This is a genomic window from Streptomyces sp. NPDC007929 (assembly GCF_042959065.1).
GTDB lineage: Bacteria > Actinomycetota > Actinomycetes > Streptomycetales > Streptomycetaceae > Streptomyces.
The window spans coordinates 552,101-572,469 of sequence record NZ_JBIBKD010000004.1 but is presented as its reverse complement, the minus strand read 5'-3'; the positions used below and the strand labels follow the sequence as shown (position 1 = coordinate 572,469).

General features: G+C 72.5%; 13 protein-coding genes. 5 read left to right on the top strand and 8 right to left on the bottom strand.

Annotated features, from left to right (window positions below):
• Positions 1-51 precede the first annotated feature (51 nt).
• A complete protein-coding gene (gene galE, locus ACFZDE_RS16170; protein WP_390996181.1) occupies positions 52-1,152 on the top strand; it encodes a UDP-glucose 4-epimerase GalE in 1,101 nt (366 codons plus the stop codon).
• A 6-nt stretch (positions 1,153-1,158) separates the two neighbouring features.
• Positions 1,159-4,308, top strand: coding sequence for an EAL domain-containing protein (locus ACFZDE_RS16165; protein ID WP_391200302.1), 3,150 nt, complete (start codon positions 1,159-1,161; stop codon positions 4,306-4,308).
• A 50-nt stretch (positions 4,309-4,358) separates the two neighbouring features.
• On the opposite strand, the gene ACFZDE_RS16160 is transcribed toward ACFZDE_RS16165, so the two are convergent.
• Entirely contained in the window at positions 4,359-6,173 is a 1,815-nt protein-coding gene (locus ACFZDE_RS16160) for a glycoside hydrolase family 15 protein (protein ID WP_390996175.1), read from the bottom strand.
• A 189-nt stretch (positions 6,174-6,362) separates the two neighbouring features.
• On the opposite strand from ACFZDE_RS16160, the gene ACFZDE_RS16155 reads away from it, so the two are divergent.
• Entirely contained in the window at positions 6,363-7,799 is a 1,437-nt protein-coding gene (locus ACFZDE_RS16155) for a nucleotide sugar dehydrogenase (protein WP_391200512.1), read from the top strand.
• Between the two features lie 373 nt (positions 7,800-8,172).
• Here ACFZDE_RS16155 and ACFZDE_RS16150 read toward each other — a convergent pair whose 3' ends face one another.
• Complete coding sequence (locus tag ACFZDE_RS16150) at positions 8,173-9,492, bottom strand: exopolysaccharide biosynthesis polyprenyl glycosylphosphotransferase (protein ID WP_391200300.1); 1,320 nt, start codon at positions 9,490-9,492, stop codon at positions 8,173-8,175.
• A gap of 272 nt (positions 9,493-9,764) precedes the next feature.
• Between ACFZDE_RS16150 and ACFZDE_RS16145 the strand changes: the two genes are divergently transcribed.
• A complete protein-coding gene (locus tag ACFZDE_RS16145) occupies positions 9,765-10,958 on the top strand; it encodes a glycosyltransferase (RefSeq protein ID WP_391200299.1) in 1,194 nt (397 codons plus the stop codon).
• A gap of 6 nt (positions 10,959-10,964) precedes the next feature.
• Here ACFZDE_RS16145 and ACFZDE_RS16140 read toward each other — a convergent pair whose 3' ends face one another.
• Positions 10,965-12,050, bottom strand: coding sequence for a GNAT family N-acetyltransferase (locus ACFZDE_RS16140; protein ID WP_391200298.1), 1,086 nt, complete (start codon positions 12,048-12,050; stop codon positions 10,965-10,967).
• A 130-nt stretch (positions 12,051-12,180) separates the two neighbouring features.
• Here ACFZDE_RS16140 and ACFZDE_RS16135 point away from each other — a divergent pair, with 130 nt between their 5' ends.
• Positions 12,181-13,281 carry a GNAT family N-acetyltransferase gene (locus tag ACFZDE_RS16135; RefSeq protein ID WP_391200297.1) on the top strand — a complete coding sequence of 367 codons (1,101 nt, stop codon included), beginning with the start codon at positions 12,181-12,183 and terminating at the stop codon, positions 13,279-13,281.
• Between the two features lie 37 nt (positions 13,282-13,318).
• Here the strand turns inward: ACFZDE_RS16135 and ACFZDE_RS16130 are convergent, their stop codons facing one another.
• The 5 genes from ACFZDE_RS16130 to ACFZDE_RS16110 are packed head-to-tail and all read right to left on the bottom strand — an operon-like array spanning position 13,319 to position 19,905.
• Positions 13,319-14,086 carry a polysaccharide deacetylase family protein gene (locus tag ACFZDE_RS16130; RefSeq protein WP_391200296.1) on the bottom strand — a complete coding sequence of 256 codons (768 nt, stop codon included), beginning with the start codon at positions 14,084-14,086 and terminating at the stop codon, positions 13,319-13,321.
• Positions 14,083-14,817, bottom strand: coding sequence for a hypothetical protein (locus tag ACFZDE_RS16125; protein ID WP_391200295.1), 735 nt, complete (start codon positions 14,815-14,817; stop codon positions 14,083-14,085). The genes ACFZDE_RS16130 and ACFZDE_RS16125 overlap by 4 nt, the downstream gene beginning before the upstream one ends.
• The gene (locus ACFZDE_RS16120) at positions 14,814-16,274 is read right to left on the bottom strand and encodes an O-antigen ligase family protein (RefSeq protein WP_391200294.1); all 1,461 of its coding nucleotides are present in this window, start codon (positions 16,272-16,274) and stop codon (positions 14,814-14,816) included. Before ACFZDE_RS16120 ends, ACFZDE_RS16125 begins: the two co-directional genes overlap by 4 nt.
• Positions 16,271-18,427 (bottom strand): glycosyltransferase, encoded by a 2,157-nt coding sequence (locus ACFZDE_RS16115; protein ID WP_391200293.1) that lies wholly within the window; start codon positions 18,425-18,427, stop codon positions 16,271-16,273. Before ACFZDE_RS16115 ends, ACFZDE_RS16120 begins: the two co-directional genes overlap by 4 nt.
• Positions 18,424-19,905: an oligosaccharide flippase family protein gene (locus tag ACFZDE_RS16110; protein ID WP_391200292.1), complete on the bottom strand. Its 1,482-nt coding sequence runs from the start codon at positions 19,903-19,905 to the stop codon at positions 18,424-18,426. Before ACFZDE_RS16110 ends, ACFZDE_RS16115 begins: the two co-directional genes overlap by 4 nt.
• Between the last annotated feature and the right edge of the window lie 464 nt (positions 19,906-20,369).

Genomic DNA, 20,369 nt, shown 5'->3' with positions numbered 1-20,369 from the left:
ATACACCGTAAACATACGGTTCTGTACCGCACCCGACGCGGGAGTCCAGGCATGGCCCGCAGGAACCAGTCGCCGACCGCTCGAGGAGCCCGGCCGTCATGGGCTCCCTCGACCGTCCTTGTCACCGGCGGGGCCGGTTTCATCGGCAGCCACACCTGCGTGGAACTGCTGGACCACGGCTACGAGGTGATCGTGGTCGACGACTACTCCAACAGCACACCCCAGGTGTTCGCCCGGGTGGAACGGATCGCCGGCCGCTTCGTCGGCGCCGTGTACGAGCTGGACATCCGTGATCGGCACGCCCTCTCGGCCGTCTTCGACCGACACTCCGTGGACGCCGTCGTGCACTTCGCCGCGCACAAGGCCGGGAGCCTGTCGACACGGATGCCCGTCGCGTACTACGACACCAACGTCGGCGGCACCACCGCCCTGCTGCGGACCATGCAGGAACACGAGGTGCACCGGCTGGTCTACCCCTCCTCCTGCTGGATCTACGGCGACGCCGGCGGCGGCCCGCTCGACGAGACGACGCCGGTGCGGCCGGGGACGCCGTACGCGTCCTCGAAGTGGATCTGCGAGCAGATCCTCGCGGACGTGTGCCGCCGCCACTCCGAGTTCACCGTGCTGTGCCTGCGCTACCCCGTTCCGGCCGGGGCGCATCCGAGCGGGCTCCTCGGCGAGGACCCGCGCCACACACCCGAGAACCTGATGCCGTACCTGGCGCAGGTGGCGGTCGGCCGGCGCGAGAAGCTCCCCGTCCACGGTGACGACTACCCGACCCGCGACGGCACCGGGATCCGGGACTACCTGCACGTCATGGACGCCGTCGAGGCACACCGCGTCGCACTGGACCACCTGGCCGACACACCGGGCATGCAGGTGTTCAACCTGGGCGCGGGCGCGGGCAGTTCGGTCTTCGACGTCATCGACACGTTCTCCCGGGCCTGCGGCAGGCCCATACCGTACGACGTGGGGCCCCGCCGCCGCGGGGACGTCGCCGAGCTGGTCGCCGACGCGAGGGCCGTGGAGCGCGCCTGGGGCTGGCGGCCCACCAGGGACCTCGCCGACGTGTGCCGGGACGCCTGGCGTTTTCAGCGGCTCAATCCGCAAGGCTATGTGGAGACCGCGCGGCGGCCCGAGGCGAAGGAGTAGACCGCTGTGCGGCCCGCGCCGACCGGCACAGGCGTCCCGGGCCGGCGACTCCCGGTCCTGCACATCGGGCTGGTCGCGCTCCTGAGCGCGGTCTACGCGGCCGTTCCGGTGCTGCGTACGCCGTCATGGGCCCTCATCGGGCTGGCGGGGACCGCGGCCGTCCTGGCCGGAACCCGGATCCACCGCCCCCCTCGTTCCCGGCCGTGGCTGCTGCTCGCCGCCGGGCTGCTGCTCTGCACCGCGGGGGGCGCCGTCGCCCGGGCCCAGGAGGCACACCTCTCGGGGCCGCCCCCGTTCCCGTCCCCGGCGGACGTCTTCCCGCTCGCCGTGTACCCCCTGCTCGCCGCGGGACTGTTCGGTCTGCTGCGCCACCGCTGGACGGGCCGTGACCTGCCCGGCCTGCTCGACGCCCTGGTCATCACCGGCGGGTTCGCGCTGCCGGTGTGGGTCTACCTGGTACAGCCGCTGGCCCGGCAGGAGGGGCTGACCTGGCAGCAGCGGGCGATCGGCGTCGTCTGCCCGCTCGGCGACGTCCTGGTGCTGGCCCTGCTGGTCCGGCTGCTCGCGCGCGGCCCGGCTCCCGGCCGGAACCCGGCCGCCCGGCTGCTCCTCCTGGGCACGCTCACCCTGCTCGGCTGCGACATCGCCCAGGGCGTCCTCCGGCTCCACGGCACCTGGCAGACGGGCGCGCTCCTGGCCTTCGGCGGCATCGTGTTCTGCACCGCCTGGGGCCTGGCCGCGCTGCATCCCTCGATGGCCCTGCTGGCCGCCCCCGACGCGCCGTCCCGGTCCCTGGTGCCGCCCCGGCGCCGGCTGCTGCTGCTCGCCACCGCGACCCTGATCCCACCCGCGGTCCTCGTCCACGAGGAGAGCCTGGGCCTGGCGTTCGACGCGACCGTACTGGCCGCGTTCTCGGGGGTGCTGTTCCTGCTGGTGATCCTCCGGCTCGCCCTGATGGTCGTCGCGCACCGCCGGGCCATGACCAGGGAACTGGCGCTGCGCACCGCGGCCGCGTCCCTGGTCGGGGCGTTCTGGCCGGCGGAGATCGAGCGGGCCTGTGCCGAGGCGGTGACCGAACTGTGCGGGCCTCAGGGCCGTCACGCGACTCTGCTGCTGCCGGCCGCCGAGGCACAGGACCTCTACGCGCGCCTGGCGCGCCGCCGGGACCGAGCCGGCGGCGGCCCGCGAGACGGACCCATCGAGGTGGCCGGCCACCGCACCGTCCTGATTCCGGTCGCCGCGCTCGGACCCGAACTCGCCGCCCGGCTCGGCGACCTGCCGACCGCGCTGCTCTGCTCCATGGGCCGGCCGGCCCAAGGCGAGCTGCCGGGCGCGCTGCTGGCGGCCGGTTTCGAGCGTCAGCTCACCGAGATGCGCGGCTCCCTGGAGCTGCTCGCCTCGCACGCCGGGCTCGCCACGGAACGCATCGCGCTGCGGCGGGAGGTCATCCGGCAGGAGAGCGAGGCGTACTTCCGGACTCTGGTGCACAACGCCTCGGACGTCATCCTCATCGTCGACGACGACACCGGCGTCCGCTACGCCAGCCCGTCCGCCCGGACGGTGTTCGGCGGCGCCGACCTCACCGGCACCCCACTGCCCCGGCTGGTCGATCCCCGCGACCGGGACCGGGTCGTCAGCACCTTGGACGCCCTGCGCGCGGACGGGCGGCAGGAAGCGCACGACTACTGGCGGGTCAGCCGCGAGTCGGCCCGCATCGAGGTGGAGGTGCGCTGCCGCGACCTGCGACAGGACCCGACGGTCGGCGGTCTGGTCGTCACCCTGCGGGACGTCACCGAGCAGCGGCAGCTGGAGCACGAGCTGACCCGGCGGGCCTTCCACGACGCCCTGACCGGACTGCCCAACCGCGCACTGCTGCTGGAGCGGACCGAGCGTGCGCTGCGCAGGGGCCACCGGGAGTCCACCACCACCTGTCTGCTCTTCATCGACCTGGACGACTTCAAGATCGTCAACGACACGCTCGGCCACGCCGTCGGCGACCGGCTGCTGTGCGCGGTCGCCGAGCGCCTGTCCGGGACCCTGCGGCGCACCGACACCGCCGCCCGGCTCGGCGGAGACGAGTTCGCCGTACTGGTGGAGGACGCGGAGCAGCCGATCGACGCCGAGGTGCTCGCCGCGCACGTGGTCCGGACCCTCAGCCGGCCCTTCCACCTCGCCGCGGAGTCGGTGAGCGTCTCGGCCAGCGTGGGGGTGGCCACGGCCCGGGACAGCACCGACGCCGGGGAACTGCTGGCCCTCGCCGACCTGGCCCTCTACGCGGCCAAGGCGTCCGGCAAGCGCACCTGGCGCCGCTTCAGGCCCCAGCAGCGGGTCCGGGTGGTGGAGCGCCATGACCTGCGGGTACGGCTGGACCACGTCGTCAGCAAGGAGGAGCTCGGGCTGCTGTACCAGCCGGTGGTGGGCATCGACAGCGGCGACATCGTGGGCTTCGAGGCGCTGGCCCGCTGGCCGGACCTCGGGACCGATCCGGTTCCGCCGGGCCAGTTCATCCCGCTCGCCGAGGAGACCGGGCACATCTCGACACTGGGAGCGTGGGTACTGCGCACGGCGACGTCCGACATGGCCCGGCTCCAGCGCCGCACGCCCGGGCGCGCTCCGCCCTATCTCAGCGTCAACGTCTCGGCCCGGCAGTGGCGCGACACGGGCTTCCTGGACGAGGTGTGCACCGCTCTGGACATGACGGGCCTCGCCACGGGCACGCTGCAGCTCGAACTCACCGAGTCGGTCCTGATGCAGCGGACCCAGCAGATCGACGCGCAGATCCAGGCCCTGAAGGACCGGGGGGTGCGCATCGCGGTCGACGACTTCGGCACCGGCTACTCCTCGCTGCGCTACCTGCGGGACTTCCCCATCGACGTGCTGAAGATCGACAAGTCGTTCGTCGACGGCCTCCCGGAGGACCCCCAGCAGGTCGCGCTGGTCGAGGGCATCGTGCACCTGGCCGACACGCTCGGCCTCCAGGTGATCGCCGAGGGCATCGAGGAGCAGCCGCAGCGGGAGCTGCTGTCGCTCGCCGGATGCCGGTACGGGCAGGGTTTCCTGTTCGCGCGTCCGCTCACGGTGGAGCAGGGCGAGGCCATGCTGCGGGAGCACGACGGCGTCGGTCCGGCGGCTGGTCCGGAGGACCACCGGGGTTGAGGGCGTCGGTGGGGCGGGGGTGGGGTCGAGAGCGACCGTGGGGCGGGGGTTCAGCCCCGGCCCGCTCCCGGGCCCCGGCGGTGCCACGCCGATGACGGCGACAGGCCGAACGCCGTCTCCACCAGCGCGATGTGGCTGAACGCCTTGGGCGCGTTGCCCAGTTGGCGGCCGGTGTCCGGGTCCCACTGCTCGGCCAGCAGCCCGACGTCGTTGCGGACGGCGAGGACCCGCTCGAAGGCCTCCCGGGCCTGCTGCCGGTGCCCGGTGGCGGCGAGGGCGTCGGCGTACCACAGGGAGCAGGAGACGAACGTGCCCTCGGTGCCGTCCGCGGCCTCGGAGCGGGTGCCGTCCGGCGCGTAGCGGCGCAGGAACCCGCCGTGCCCGAGACGGCCCAGGGCCCGCACGGTGCCGCGTACCCGCTCGTCGTGGGCGGGCAGGAACCCGACCTTGGGGATGAGCAGCGAGGAGGCGTCCAGGCCGGGGGCGCCGTAGGACTGCACGAAGGTGCCGCGGGCGGTGTCCCAGCCCTCCCGGCAGACCTGCCGGTGCACCTCCTCGCGCATGGCCTGCCATTCGCCGGAGGAGCCGTTGCGCCCGAGCAGCTCGCCCATGCGCAGGGCGCGGTCGGCCGCCACCCAGGTCATGACCTTGGAGTGCACGAACTGCCGGCGTGCCCCGGCCTCCTGCCACAGCCCCTGGTCCGGTTCGCGCCAGTGCCGCAGCAGGAAGCCCATGAGCGACTCGACCAGGTCCCACACATGGGCGGGCATCGGGATCCCGGCGCGCAGGGACAGCCAGAGGGTGTCCATGACCTCGCCGTAGACGTCCAGCTGGAAGGTGCTCACCGCCGAGGTGCCGAATCGCACGGGCCGGGAGCCTTCGTAGCCGGGCAGCCAGGGGGCCTCGGTCTCCGGCAGCAGCCGCTGTCCCTTGACGCCGTAGACGGTCTGGAGGTCGGCGGGGTCGCCGGCGACGGCCCGCACCAGCCAGTCCAGCCAGGCGGTGGCCTCGTCGCGGTAGCCGCTGCGCAGCAGGCAGGACAGGGTCCGGGTGGAGTCGCGCAGCCAGCAGAACCGGGCGTCCCAGTTGTCGCCGCCGCCGATGCTGCCGGGCAGGGAGGTGGTGGGGGCGGCGACGATGGCGCCCGTGGGGGCGTAGGTGAGGGCCTTGAGGGTGATCAGGGAACGCACCACGGCGTCGCGCCACGGCCCCTGGTAGCGGCACCGGGCGGCCCAGCGCCGCCAGAAGTCGGCGGTCTCCTTCAGGGCGGTCTCGGCGGGGACCGACATCGGGGACGGGGGCGCGGCCCGGTACGAGGGTGTCCACCCCAGGGTGAGGCCCAGCCGGCGCCCGGCCGTCACGGTGAAGTCCCAGACGGTGGCGTCCTCGTCGCCCCGGTCGCGGACGTGGCCGTCGCTGCCGAGCCAGACGGCGTCCGGGCCGGCCACGGCGACGGTGCAGTGGCCGACGTCCCTGACCCAGGGCACGACGCGGCCCTGGTGGAAGCGCAGGCGCAGTTCGCTGCGCAGGTCCACGGTGCCGGACAGGCCCTCGACCAGGCGGACGATGCACGGCACGTCGGCGCGCGGCGGCATGAGGTCCGTGACGCGCACGGTTCCGGTGGGCGTCTCCCAGACGGAGTCGAGGACCAGGGTGTCGGCCCGGTAGGAGCGGCGGGTGCACCGGCCTGCGCCGAGCGGGGCGAGTCGCCAGCGTCCGTTGTCCTCGGTGCCCAGCAGGGCCGCGAGGCAGGCCGGGGAGTCGAAACGCGGCAGGCACAGCCAGTCGACCGACCCGTCGCGGCCGACCATGGCGGCCGTCTCCAGATCGCTGATGAGGGCGTAATCCTCGATGGGTGCATTCATGATCGGGACTACGCCGTTGTGCACTTCGCCGTGCTTTCACGATACCGCCGTGGGGGTGCTCCGGGCGACCTGGATCAGCCCTCTTGACCGCCTCCACATATGGGGGTAATGCTGTACGTATACATCGTAAACCCATGGTGTTCTCACCGGCCTGGGGGCAACAGCCAGACCGGTCGGCAAGGAGATCACATGCGCCTGACAGTTTTCGGCACCGGCTATCTCGGAGCGGTGCATGCCGCATGCATGGCGGACATCGGACACGAAGTCCTCGGGGTCGACGTCGACGAAGAGAAGATCGCCTGTCTGGCCGACCGCAGGCCGCCGTTCTACGAGCCGGGATTCCAGGAGACCCTCGCACGCGCGCTGGACTCGGGGCGTCTTCGCTTCACCACATCGCCCGCCGCTGCCGGACACTTCGGTGACGTGCACTTCATCTGCGTGGGCACCCCGCAGCGCCCCGGCGCCTTCGGTGCCGATCTGCGCCATGTCGACGCCGTGGTGGACGCGCTGACTCCGCACCTGCGCCCTGGAACGCTGGTCGTGGGCAAGTCCACCGTCCCGGTGGGTACCGCCTCCCGGCTCACTCGGCGGATTCACGCTCTCGCGCCCACCGCAGACGCCGACGTCGCATGGAATCCGGAATTCCTGCGCGAGGGGTTCGCGGTGCAGGACACGCTCCGCCCGCACCGGCTCGTGGTGGGCGTCCAGAGCGGTCGCGCCGACCTGACCATGCGCAGGCTGTACGCCCCTATTGTGCGGACAGGCGTCCCGTTCATCAGCACGGACCCGGCCACCGCGGAATTGGTGAAAATGGCGGCGAATTCCTTCCTGGCGGCAAAGATCTCATTCATCAACGCGATGGCCGAGGTATGTGACGCCACCGGCGCCGATGTCATGACGCTCGCGGACGCCCTGGGTTGCGACCCCCGGATCGGACGCCGTTTCCTCCATCCGGGACTCGGTTTCGGTGGCGGTTGCCTGCCGAAGGACATCCGGGCCCTCACCGCCCGCGCCGAGGAACTCGGAGTGGATCAGGCGGTTTCCTTCCTGCACCAGGTGGACGCCATCAACACACGGCAGCGGCAGCGCACCGTGGATCTCGCGCGGCAGCTCGCCGGGGGCTCTTTCGCCGGCCGCCGTATCGCGGTGCTGGGGGCGGCCTTCAAACCGAACAGCGACGACGTCAGGGATTCACCGGCGCTCGATGTGGCGGCCCGGATACAGCGCGGCGGGGCCCTGGTGTGCGTGCACGACCCCGTCGCCATCGACAACGCCAGGAGCGCCCACCCCTCACTGGAGTTCGCGGCGGACGTCACACAAGCGTGCCGGAGCGTGGACCTCGTCCTGCACCTGACGGAATGGCAGCACTACGCGCAGATCGATCCGGCTCGACTCGCCTCGATCGTGCGCTCCCCCACGGTCCTCGACGCGCGCAACACCCTCGATCTGGAACGGTGGCGAGCGGCGGGATGGGCCACGCGGGCGCTCGGCCGCCCGGAAGCCGCGGCGGCGGAGCCCCGGCCCCTCCCGTCGCGAGCTCCTGCGGCCGACGAACCCTCCCCTGCCGGGCAAGCTTCGGAGGCGTCCGAGCTCGTGGAGTCCGCCCGGTCCGCGGTCGGCCTGTGAACCCGCCGCGCCCGGCGGCTCACCCGCACCCCCACGCGCTTGTGAGGCGGACCCGGTAGGCCTGTCGGCGCCGCACGGCCGAGGCCGTGCGGCGCGGACAGGCCCACCGGGCTTCGCGGGTGAACCGGGCACTGCCGGCAGAGTGGTTGAGCGCCTCGATACGCCGGGCCCTGGCCGGTCGACCGACCAGCCAGGGCCCGGCCAGGTGCCGGGGGCGGAGCCACTCCCGGCACCTCACTGCGACGTGCGTCACCGGCTGCCTGCTCCGTGGTCCGTCATCCAGCGCCGCGGCGTCGGCCTCACGGCCGGCTCGTCGCCGGGCGGGCGCGCACAGGGCTTCGCGACCGAGGTCGGCCGGATGAGCCGGAGGGCGTCAATAGGCGCCGGTGCCGCGCACCACGACGGAGACGGTCCGGCGCAGGATCGACAGGTCGAGAGACGGCGACCAGTTCTCCACGTAGCTCAGGTCGTAGTGGAGACTCTCCTGCCACGACAGATCGGAGCGCCCGCTGACCTGCCACAGCCCCGTCAGGCCCGGCTTGACCAGCAAGCGGCGCTTCATCTCCTCGGTGTAGGCGCTGGCCTGCGCCGACAGAGGCCGCGGTCCGACCAACGACATCTTCCCGGACGCCACATGGAGAAGCTGCGGGAGCTCGTCCAGCGAGTACCGGCGCAGGAACGAGCCGGATCGGGTCACCCGAGGGTCGTCGGCGATCTTGAAGAGAAGTCCCTCATGGTTCTGGTTGAGATGGGCCAGCTCCGCCTTGCGCTTCTCGGAACCCTGATACATCGAGCGGAACTTGAGCACCGTGAACGGCTGTCCGCCGTAGCCGAGCCGCCGCTGACGGAAGAGGACGGGCCCGGGGCTGTCCAGTCGTACCACCACCGCGATGCCCAGCATGAGCGGAGAGAGGACCAGGAGCGCCAGTACGGCCAGCAGCCGGTCGGCGATCGTCTTGGGGACGCGCGCCAGCCTGGACAGGTCGGGCGCGCGCAGCCGCAGCAACGGCATCCCCGCGACCATCCGCACACCGATGCGCCCCGCCGCGACATCGCCGAGGACCGGTGCGAGCATCAGCTCGATGTCGTCTCCCTGGAGTCGCCAGGACAGTTCCCTCAGCTTCTCGGCGTCCAGCTCCGGGCAGGGCATGGCCACGACGGCGTCCGGGCCGCTCTGCTGCACCGCGTGGGCGGCGTCCCCGGCCCCGCCCAGCACCGGCACACCGCGCGCCGTGACCTCACCGGCGTAGGCCGGATCCGTCAGGCAGGCACCCACGACCACGAAGCCGCAGCCGTCCGACCGCCGGATCTTCGCGATCAGCTCCGCGGACGAATGCGCCGGCCCCACGACCAGGATCCGCCGCGCGGACGGGTGCCCGCGGCGTCGGACATGGCGCAGGGCGATCGTGAGCGCGGTGGCGACGGCAACCGTGCCGAGACCGTCACGCGCCGCCTGGTCGAACGAGGTGAACCACCAGATCACCCCGACCCCGGCGACCACCGTGCCGGCGGCCCGCAGGACCCTCCTGCGCTCCTCGGCACCCGTGTGACAGTCGCGCCCGTAGGCCCGTTGCGCTCCCAGGCACAGCATCCACGCCACCGAGACCACGACCGGCACGATCCACCGTCCGTGGGTCAGGCCGGTGACGAGACAGGCGGCCGCGGCGGCCGCCGCGTCGAGCGCGAACAGCACGGGGAGTTCCTCCGCGGGCCCTCGCCGCGAGCGCCGCGCTTCGCCGTCGGCGGGCCTGACCGAGGGAAGGTGGCGCCTTCGCGTGGGCCGGCGCCGTTCGTGGATTGTCGTGGGCATCGGGGTCAGACCTCCCCTGTGAACGGCTCACGCCGATGTTTACGACATATACTTACACTTTATCCGGAGACGTCCAAGGTGTACATATATGTCGTAAACTTACGCTTTGACCCGGGCGAACCCGGTACGGACTCGGGACAGAGAGGCTCGCCATCATGCCGACACCCACGCGTCAGTACAGCGACCGCCGCGACCGCCAGGACGCCCACCTGTTCACCGTCCTGCACATCGCCCAGTCCAGTGGGGGTGGCGTGGCGCGCGTGGTGGCGGATCTGGCCGCCCGGCAGCAGGCCCGGGGCGACAGGGTCGTGGTGGCCTGCCTGCCGGACACCCGGCTGTCCACGGCGGCCGCCCAGGGCGGGGCCGAGGTCCGCGTATGGAACGCCCGTCGGTCCCCCGGCCCCGCCCTGGTGAAGGAAGCGGCCGAGCTACGTCGCCTCGTCGAGCGCGTCCGCCCGGATGTCGTGCATCTGCACAGTTCCAAGGCGGGTCTCGCCGGCCGGCTCGCGCTGCGGGGGGCGCTTCCCACCGTCTTCCAGCCGCACGCCTGGTCGTTCGAAGCCGTGACGGGTCCCCTGGCCGTGGCCACCGTCCGCTGGGAGAGGGCAGGTGCCCGGTGGGCGCACCGGCTGGTGTGCGTCAGTGAGGGCGAGCGCGGCCAGGGCGAGGCGGCCGGGGTGCACGCGGCGTACACGATCGTGCGCAACGGCGTCGACATCGGCCACTTCGACTCCGCGACGGCGCCGTCCCGTGAGACGGTCCGGGCTCGGCTCGGCATACCCGCCTCGACACCGCTGGTGGTGTGCGTCGCGCGCCTGTGCCACCAGAAGGGCCAGGACGTCCTCCTGGCGGCCTGGCCGAGCGTCGTCGACCGGGTACCGGGAGCCCGGCTCGTGCTGGTCGGAGACGGGTCGGACCGTGCGGCGCTGTCCGCCCGGGCGCCGTCGGCGGTCAGTTTCGCGGGTGATGTGGCCGATCCCCGTGACTGGTACATAGCCGCCGATCTGGTGACCCTGTCCTCGCGCTGGGAGGCGGGCATGGCGCTGGCGCCGCTGGAGGCGATGGCGTGCTCGCGGCCCGTCGTCGTCACCGACGTGCCCGGCGCGCGCGAGTTCCTGCCCCCGCGCCAGGCGACGGACTGCCTGGTGCCGCGGGACGATCCCGCGGCACTGGGCGGCAAGTTGACCCATCTGCTGGCCGACCGGGCGTCCGGCCGCGCACTGGGGAAGCAGGCCCACGACTACACCCGTCGCCATCACAGCGTGGACCAGGTCGTCGAGCGCATGTACGCGGTGTACGGCGAAGCCGTCAGGGCCTGGGCCGACGGCGTCCGGCCGGGAGGACGGTGAGCGCGGTCAGGTGCCCCGGAAGCGAACCGCGCGCAGGACGGCCCACCGGAGCCCCTGCTTGGGCGCACGGAAGGGAAGTCGCTCACGGTAGTAGCGAGGCGACGAGAAACTGTCCGTCCCGAAACTCTCCTTGAACCTGCGCAGCGTGGTCCCTTCGACGGAGATCCCCATGTCGTACTGCTCGCAGCCCGCGGCGCACGCGTCCTCGATCGCCAATCGGTGCAGCAGATGACTGGCCCGGGTCGGGTGCGCCAGTTCCCGGTTCATGGCGCCGCGCCAGTACAGGGCGTGGTTGCCGTGCCGCAGGACGACGATCGCCGCGGCGGGCTCCCCGCCGTGCCGGGCCAGCCATATCGTGCAGGACTCACCGAGCCGGGCGGCGATCAGGGGCAGCCGGCTCGGCGGGAAGATGCGCATCCTGCGCCACCGGGCCAGCGCCGGCGGCTCGTGGTCCTGCTTCGCCCAGCGGGGGATCGACTGCTCGAACAGCCGGTAGAAGTCCGGAGCGAGCCGGCCGGTGCGGTCCACCTCGACCTCCAGGTCCGAGCGCTCGGCCCGGCGGACCCCGCGACGCACGCCCTGATGGAAGCGCCGCTCCCACACGGTGCTGAATCCACCCTCCAGGTTCAGCACGTGCGCCGTGTTCGGCTGCGTCCGGAAGCCCGCGGGCACGGACCGCGCCCACAGTGCGTCGTCCCCCGGCCGGAACCACACACCGACCCTGTTGGCCGGTCGCCGCGCGAGGTCGTCGAACATCGCCCGGGCCTCCCTCCCACCGACGCCCTCCGAGAGGACCGGCCCCCCGATCCCCCACTCACCCCCCGGCCAGGACTCCTCCTCGTCCAGCCACCGAGGGCGCTGCCGTCTGCCCACCAGGGGGAGCACCAGCTTCCTGCCGTCCTGGAACTCGTACAACCGGCTGGCGTCGCGGTACTTCCCCGTCGCGCAGAGACAGTCGAGCCACGGCGGAGTCTGCGTGATCTGGGTCGCCGCGTCCTGCCCCGCCAGCTCCCACCAGGTGTCACGGGGCGCCGGGGTGGTGACCTGCACAGGACCGGCGGACGTGTCGATCAGGACTACACCGGTGTCCACCCTTCAAGCGTAGGACGGGCCGACACGACGGGCACCTCGGCGCATCGCGGTCCGAACTCTGCCGCGCCAGACCGGAAAAGCACCAAATGTTAGACTTCTACCTGGCCCTGTGCCGCGGTGGTTTCCCGGTATGACTGAGGTGATCGCGATGGACATCACGGTCCTCCGGCCGGATGAACTGACCACTGCCGACCTCAGGGCGTGGCACATCATGCAGCAGGGCGACCTGAAACTGTCCAGTCCCTTCCTCTCACCCGAGTTCGCGCGGGCCGTGGGGCATCAGCGCCCGAGCGCAAGGGTGGCCCGGCTGACCGTCCCCACTCCGGCGGGCCCGCACGCCGTGGGGTTCTTCCCCTTCGAACGGCACGCCCTCGGCACCGGCAAGCCCATCGGCTCCGGCTTCTGCGACTGCCAGGGCCTCGTCCACGAACCGGGCCTCGACTGGGACCCCATGGAACTGCTCCGGGCGTGCGACCTCGCGATCTGGGAGTACGACCATCTGGCGGCCGGGCAGACCGCATTCGAGAACGCCGGTACACATCGCGCCCGAGCCGCCTCACCCGTCATCGAGGTGAACGGCGACCTCGACGCGTACCTCGGACAACGGCGGCGCGCCTTCCTCAAGGAGGTGCGTCAGAAGGAACGCCGGCTGACCCGCGAACTGGGCCCGGTCCGGCTGGAGTTCCATACCCCCGACCCCACGCTCCTTCAGACCCTGATCCGCTGGAAGGCCGCCCAGCTGGAAGCGAAGGGGCTGCGGCGAAACCTTCTGTCCCAGGACTGGTTCCGGGCGATCCTCCGGGAACTGCTCGACCTGTCCTCCGAGTCCTGCTCGGGCGTTCTCGCCGTGCTCCACGCGGGCGAGGAAGTCGTCGCCCTGCGTTACGCGTTGCGATCACGCCAGGTGCTCGCCGACTGGTTCCCCGCCTACGACACGCGGTACGCGCGGTGCTCGCCGGGACTCGTCCTGTATCTCAAGGTCACCGAGGTCGCCGAGAAGCACGGCATCGCCCGCATCGACCTGGGAAAGGGCACCGAACCCTTCAAACAGGACCTCAAGACGGCGGAACTGCCCCTCACCGAGGGGTACGTGGCCCGCCACACCCCCAGGGCGGCGCTGTGGAGAGCACGGACGGCGTCGGGTCGTGGCGCCCGCGCGGCGCTCCACGCCCACCCGAAAGTCCGCCGCGCCGCCGTCAAAGCGGCCGGTGCGGTCGATCGGCTGCACTGACGGCCGACCGCGGGAGCGAACCCCTGCCCACCGCGGGTCAGTTCCTCGGGGCGCGGCCGATCAGGGAGTGCACAGCGGGACGCAGCTTGGGAACACGCCCGGCGATCCGGCGCAGGGCCGGATAGGCCGGCAGCACCTTGAGGCGGAACGTCGCGCTGGTGTCGGTGGGGCTGACGGCGACACGCGGCGTCGCGAAGCGCCCCTCGGCGTGGTACGTGCTGAAGGCGATCTCGAACCCGGCTTCCGCCACCGCGCGGCGTGCCGGGGCGTCGTGGTCCCCGTAGGGGTAGGCGAACGCGCGGGGCGGCCGGCCGGTGAGCTCGGTCAGCACCCGGGCGGCCTGGGTGGTGTTGCGCGCGAGCGCTTCGGGGGACGCGTTCAGCAGCGTGCTGTGATCCCACCCGTGGCACGCGACATCCAGCCCGGCGGCGGCCAGTTCGCGGATCCCCTCGGCGTCGAGGAGGGGCTCGTCGGGCATCTCCGGCATCCACCGGGAGGTGCCGCCGAGGAGTCCGCCGAGCACGAAGACGGTGGCGGGCACCTTCAGTTCCCTCAGGACGGGGAGCCCCTCCTCCAGCACCGACCGGTAGCCGTCGTCGAAGGTGACCAGCAGGCTTCGCGGGGGGTGGGCACCGCGGAGATAGGCGTCGAGCGTCAGTGGTGTCCAGCCACGCGCGAGGAGGGTGGCGAGCTGCTCGTGGAGCCGGTCCGGTGGGACGAACAGACAGAACGGGTCCTCCAGCGCGCGACGCTCGCCCACCGCGTGGTACATCAGCACCAGCGGTCTGCCGCGGAGCCCGTTCACCGGGTTCTCCCCGCTCGGCGGCTGATCTGGCGGGCGGCGAAGAGGACCCAGCCGGCCACCAGCAGGGCCGCCGCCACCGTGACGACACGCAGGAGCGAGCGGGAAGGCTGGAGCTGGGCCGCCACCGGATCGGCCCGGGCCGTGATCTCCCCGGCGATCAGCTGATCGTCGGCCGCGGCCCGGCTGACCACCGTCGCGACGGTGTTGGCGGCCGTGGCTGCCTCGTTGGCGTCCGGCAGGGTCACGGAGATGTCCAGGTTGGCGGTGTTCGCCGCCACCGAGACGGACAGCGCGTCGCGAAGGTCCTTGCGTGTCACGGAAGCCGCCCTGGCGGCGGAGGCCACGCTGGTCGTCGAGGTCGCCACCACCGCGTACTTGTTCGCGACGAGCTCGATGACGTCCGCGCTGACATTGGGCTGCGACCGGGGCGCGAAGGAGATCGTGCTCTTCGTCGAATAGCGGGTGGGCAGTTGCTCGATGATCACCAGTCCGCCGATCAGAACCAGCACCCCTGCCAGCAGCGCAGCCAGCACACCGCGTCGGCGCAGCGCGGAGGAGCGGGCGGCTCTCGCATCGTCCGCGGGTGGTGGCCCACCGGGCTCCCGGGGCCCGGACGATGACGTCGGAGGCGATGCCGCGGCCGGGCCGCCGTCCTCGCGCGGGCCCTGTGCGGCATCCGGTGGTGTCCTCGCGCCGTCACCGGCGGACTGCTGTGGCTGCCACTGGCTCATGGTTCGTCGCCTCGTGTTCCTTGTGGATGGATGAGCGTTCGCGTACACGCGCATGCCGCCAGAAGCCCGATGAACAGCCAGACCAGTGTGGCGATCACGGGATTGCGCAGCGGGTAGTCGACCGCCCCGTGGCCGATCACGGCGGCCAGGGCCGCGCCCGCTCCGGCCGACACACCGCGGACCGTCAAGCCGGTCGTGGCCTTGTCCCGCGAGTCGCCGCTGCTCGCACGGAGCCAGGGCGCACGGCTGGTGCGCAGCGCCTCTCGCGCCCCGACACCGGTCGCCACCAGGAGTGCGGTCACTCCGAGGACGCCTTGCTCCGCGCCCACGGCGAGCGCCAGATTGTGCGCGTGCTCCTCCCTCTTCGCGGCGTCGACATGCGTGAGGCCCTGCATCGCCGCCGCCTGGTAGGTGCCGGGACCGGACCCCAGTACGGGCTGCTCGGACATCTGGACGATGGCTTCCGCCCGCGCGGCGGGGCGCTCGTCATACGGATTGCCCTGGCCTCCGAAGATCGACAACAGCCGCTGTGCGGCGACGGGGGTGTTCTGCGCCGGGACGGCGACCACGAGCAGCGCCAGTCCGACGGTGGCGACCGTCGCCAGGCTGATCAGCAGCGTCCGGGACTCGCGCAGCAGTACCGCGAGTACGACCAGTCCGAGGGCGCTGCCGATCCAGGCGCCGCGGGAGAGGCTCGCCACCAGAGCCGCGGCGGCCACGAGCGCCGCGACCGCGAACAGCGTGGTCATCCAGGCCCGGCGCCGGCGATGGGCCAGCACGGTCATGGCCAGGCTGAAGCAGAACGTCATCGCGGCTGCCAGGCCGAGCTCGTTCGGCTGGCCGAAGACTCCCGCGGGGCGGTTGACGATCAGTGAGGCGTCACTGCTCTCGACCTGGAGATCGGGGATCGAGGTGACGGCGGTGACGCACAGGATCGTGCCCCCGAGGCAGACCGCGGAGGCGAGCAGCAGCATGTCCGAGCGATGAACCGTGACCACGATGACCGCCGCTGCCAGCAGCAGCCCGATCAGATAGCCCACGTCATGCCGTACCGAGCGGGCCGGATCGACACCGGTGAGGGTGGACAGCAGGGCGGCCACGACCAGCAGCGCCATGGCCGCGATCACCGGCGACCAGCCGATCCGCCGCCCGTACCCCTTCTTCGCGGAGATCAGGACGACGGCTCCGACGGCCACGATCTGGCCCCGGACGAGAGGCAGTCCCAGAGGCAGCCCGACGTTCCCCACCACCAGCAGCAGGGGGACGGTGGCCACGGCCAGCACCGGGCGGCGGACCGCGACGAAGGCCACCGCCACGAGTACCGGCACCATGAGGACGAGCCCGAGTTTCGGTGACACGTTCCATCCGGCGATCCACACACCCACGGTGGCGGCGAGGAGCGCGGCGGCGGCCGGCAGTCCGGGCCCGCGCTCCTCGACGGTGCCTCCCCCGATCACGAGGGCCCACCCGTCCCCGGGGCGGCACCGTCTGCGCGGGCCGATCGCAACCGGCCGGCCAGGCCGTGCGCCGCACCGGCGGCCTTGGACAGATCGCGCACGACCGCGACCAGCGGGACGGCGGGCAGGGCCGTCCAGCGCCGGTCGCGCACGGCCCTGGTCAGCGGCAGGGAGAGGTAGGCGAGGAAGGTGAGGGCGGTGACCCGGCGCGCGGCCGGGCTTCGCAGGCACGCGGCCACGGCGGCGGTGTACGCGACGGCCCTGGCGGTGTCGCGGCCCAGCAGGAGGGGGTTCGCCGACCAGCCGCTGCCCTCGCCGTAGTGGAAGAACATCGCCGCGGTCTGACGGAGTGTCGGCCGCTGCTCCCAGCCCACCTCGGCGGAGGTGACCAGTGCCGCGCGATGTCCGGCCGCCACCACGGCCCGGCCGAAGAGCACGTCCTCGGCGGTCCGGAGGTGTTCCGGGAATCCACCGGCGTCCTCCCATGCCGCCCGGGTGAAGGCCACGGAGCGGCCCGTGGGCAGGCTGGCGTCGAATTGCCGGCCGAGGAAGCGGCAGTACACCCGGGTCCAGGGCCCGGGGTGCCGGGCTTCCTCGGGGCGTGGATAGCCGACCAGGGCGAGTGCGTGGGCCACCGTTCCCCGGCCGCTCACGCGGTAGACACCGGTCAGCAGGCTCGCGCCCTCCGTCTCCCCGGCCGCCGCGCGCAGCCGGGCCAGCCAGTCCGGGGCGGGGTAGCAGCCCGCGTCGGTGCAGGCGATCAGCGCGTTGCGGGCCGCCCGGATTCCCGTGTTGCGGCCTGCCGAGATGCCGGTGCCCGGGGCGTGCAGCAGGCGCACGCGCGGGTCGCGTGAGCTCCAGCTCTCGACGCGTCGCGTGGTGCCGTCGGTCGAGCCGCCGTCCACGACGACGATCTCGTCGCCGTCCACGGTCAGTTGGGGTACCAGCCGTTCCAGGAGCTGGTCGATCACCCCGGCCTCGTTCTTCACGGTCGTCACCACGCTGATCGCGGCGGTGCCCTCCAGGCCGGTGCCGGTCAGCCTGGCGGTCTCGGCCAAGGTCCGCACCAGCAGCGCGGCGCTCTGCTCCGCTCCCGGATGGGCGGCAGCGCGGCGGCGCCCTGCGGCCCCCATCGCGGAGCGGCTGTCCGGGTCCTGCAGCCGCCGCAGCGCCCCCGCGACCTGGTCGGCCCGCGCGGGTTCGACGGTGATCCCGGCCGGGTCGGCTCCCGGTGGCGCCACCCGCTGCGAGACGGGGCCGGGCGCGGTGGCGATCACCGGGACACCGGCGAGCATCGCCTCCAGCGCCACGGCACCGAAGCTCTCCTGCGTCGGCCCGCTCCCGGCCGGCTTGGTCAGGACGGCGACGGCGTCGGCAGCCGGGATGAACTGCCATGCGTCCTGGAGCCAGCCGGTGAAGTCCACCCGGTCGGCGACGCCGAGGGAGGCCGCGAGACCGGTGAGCCGCTCTCGCTCGTCCGGCTCCGCCGGGTCGTCGGGGCCCACGACAGCCAGGCGCCAGCGCGAGGTGCCGGGCTGCGCGAGTGCCCTGACGGCGTCGTCCACACCCTTGTAACCGACCAGTCGGGCCACGGTGAGCAGCAGCAGTTCGTCCTCGCCGAGCCGCACCCCTCTGCGCAGCAGTTCCCGGCGGGCGGTCTCGCGGGGCAGTGCGGCGCGGTCGGGTGCGGGGAAGGGCACCAGCACGGCGTCACGGTGCCGGGAGGCGGGGATCAGTTCGGCTCCGGTCGCCACGCAGCCGTCGGTGAAGAGGGCCAGCAGGGTCATCAGGGGGCCGTCGTGGGAGTGATCGTGCTTGGCCCAGACGCTTCGCACCCCCGCGAGCCACGCCGCGGGAGCGGCGACCGACGCGGCCTTGACCCCGTTCGCCAGGACCACGTCGGGCCGGTCGGCGCGCAGTCGGCGTGTCAGCCAGGCGGCCGACGCGGCGATCGAGGCTCCCGATCCGCCGGTGCGGCGCACGACGCAGGGCACGCCCCGCCGGGCCAGCTCCTCGCGCAGCGGTCCGTCCGCCAGCAGCACGGCGTCCACCGTGAGCCGGTCCGTGGCGTCCAGCAGGGACAGCAACCAGAGTTCGGCACCGCCCAGCACTCCGCTCGGCGCCACCACGCTGACACGCAAGGGGCGAGTCATGTCCGCTTCCTCCGCTTGACCATGTCACGAAGAACCCTGAGCTGCTCCGGATCGATGCGACGCGCGATGACCATCCAGCAGGGCACGTAGACCACCGCGGCGACGAGCAGAGCCGGTGCGAGCGGCCAGGGAGCGAGCAGTGGGCCGGCGGCGACGCCGGACGCCACGACGGCGGGCAGCAGGGTGCGCGACAGCCGGGGGCGCCCCACCCTGGACTGCCCGAGGAGGACCAGTACGACGGCTTCGACCGCGTACGACAGCGACGTCACGAACGCCGCCGCGGTCGCTCCGAATCGCGGGATGAGCAGCAGATTGAGCGCCACGTTGACGGCCAGGGCGATCACCGCCCCGGTGAGCACGCGCAGTGTCGGACCGGCCGCGGTCAGGGAGTCGGTGACCAGGTAGACGAGGCCGAACAGCAGGGGCGCCGGCGCCAGCCAGCGCAGCACGTCCGTACCGGCATCGGCGAACTGCTCGCCGTAGAGCAGCAGCAGTACATCGTGTCCCCGGCACAACAGCACCGTCATGTACGGGATGAACACGGCCGCCAGCACGCCGATGCCGCGCTCGGTGTTCCGGCGGACGCGGTGCGGCCTGGGGTCCGCGGCCATCAGCGGGAAGACGGCCCGGGCGACCACCCAGCAGACGAACACGGCCGTCTCCAGCAGACGGTAGGCCGCGGCGTACACACCGACCGCCCGGTTGTTCACCAGCCAGCTCACGAACAGCGTGTCCAGCCGGAACAGCGCCATCGCCACGACGGTTTCCAGGCCGATCATCCAGGTTCCGCGATTGAGCCGGACGAGCGAACCGGTCGATACGGTCCCCCAGTCGGCGCGTACGCCCTGGCGCCGGAGCAACAGCATGGCCGCCACCGGGCCGACGGCCGTTCCGGTGGCATAGGCGACGGCCAGCCCGAGGAGTCCGGTGTCCAGGAGCAGCGCGGTCAGGACCCAGGCAGCGGTCAGCAGGCGCTGGAGCAGGTGAACCACCGCGATGGTGTTCTGACGTTGCATCGCCGCGGCCGCGGACCGGTACCCCTCGGTGTACGTGTCGAGCACGACGGCGGCGACCACGAGCAGCCCGGCCACGGTCGTGCGGGTGTCGGACGACCGGGAGAACCCGAACGCCACCGCGCAGACGATCGCGAGGACCAGCGCGACCAGGACGGTGCGCATGACGATGAGCTGGGCGAGCAGTGCCCGCAACTGGCCGGGGTCGGCGCTGGCCCGCTGCACCACGATCGTGTCGTAGCCCCACAGGGGGATGAGGGTGGCCAGCGCGCCCACGGCCAGCGCGTAGGCGAAGGCGCCGAAGTCGGCCACTCCGAGGATGCGTGCCGCTCCGATGAAGAGGAGGACCATGGACAGCTTGCCGATGACCTCGGTGACGCCGAGCACCACGATGGTGCGGGCCGTGCGCACCGTCCTGTCGCTCGTGGGCGCGTCCTGAGCGGCACTCTCGCCCGGCTCGTCCATGTCACCCGAGGCGTCGTGAGGTTGTGGCGGCCCGTCGTCCCCCCGGCCGCGCGATGGGCCGGGGCCGGGGGCTTCGGCGGGTTGCGGGCCCTCTCCGGGCGTCTCGGCGGGTGTGTGCGTCGGGTGGGATTCCGTGGGCTCGGCGGGGGACGGCGAGGATTCCCGCCGCCCACGATCCGCACTGGAGCACACCGGGCGTGGCAGGGTGGCGAGGGAGCGTTTCGTGCCGCCGCCCGGGGACGCGCCGCGGGAGGGGCCGGTCACGGGCAGGAGAACTCGCGGCGTGGGGCCGTGACTCACACGGCGTGTGCGCGGCGGGTTCCCGGTCAGGTGCGGACGTGGCGACCGACGTTGAGGTGGCACGGGTCTGCACCTGGGAAGGGAGCCGCGGCGAAAGCTCATGCCCAGGCAGCTCAATGGGGAACACCTTTGCATACTCCGACGCGGATGATCCTCACCCATCG

Excerpts from the sequence above, each read along its gene's own strand:
- ACFZDE_RS16145 (WP_391200299.1), top strand. The coding sequence starts at position 9,765 with ATGCCGACACCCACGCGTCAGTACAGCGACCGCCGCGACCGCCAGGAC.
- galE (WP_390996181.1), top strand. The coding sequence starts at position 52 with ATGGCCCGCAGGAACCAGTCGCCGACCGCTCGAGGAGCCCGGCCGTCA.
- ACFZDE_RS16155 (WP_391200512.1), top strand. The coding sequence starts at position 6,363 with ATGCGCCTGACAGTTTTCGGCACCGGCTATCTCGGAGCGGTGCATGCC.
- ACFZDE_RS16110 (WP_391200292.1), bottom strand. The coding sequence starts at position 19,905 with ATGGACGAGCCGGGCGAGAGTGCCGCTCAGGACGCGCCCACGAGCGAC.
- ACFZDE_RS16115 (WP_391200293.1), bottom strand. The coding sequence starts at position 18,427 with ATGACTCGCCCCTTGCGTGTCAGCGTGGTGGCGCCGAGCGGAGTGCTG.
- ACFZDE_RS16125 (WP_391200295.1), bottom strand. The coding sequence starts at position 14,817 with ATGAGCCAGTGGCAGCCACAGCAGTCCGCCGGTGACGGCGCGAGGACA.
- ACFZDE_RS16135 (WP_391200297.1), top strand. The coding sequence starts at position 12,181 with ATGACTGAGGTGATCGCGATGGACATCACGGTCCTCCGGCCGGATGAA.
- ACFZDE_RS16160 (WP_390996175.1), bottom strand. The coding sequence starts at position 6,173 with ATGAATGCACCCATCGAGGATTACGCCCTCATCAGCGATCTGGAGACG.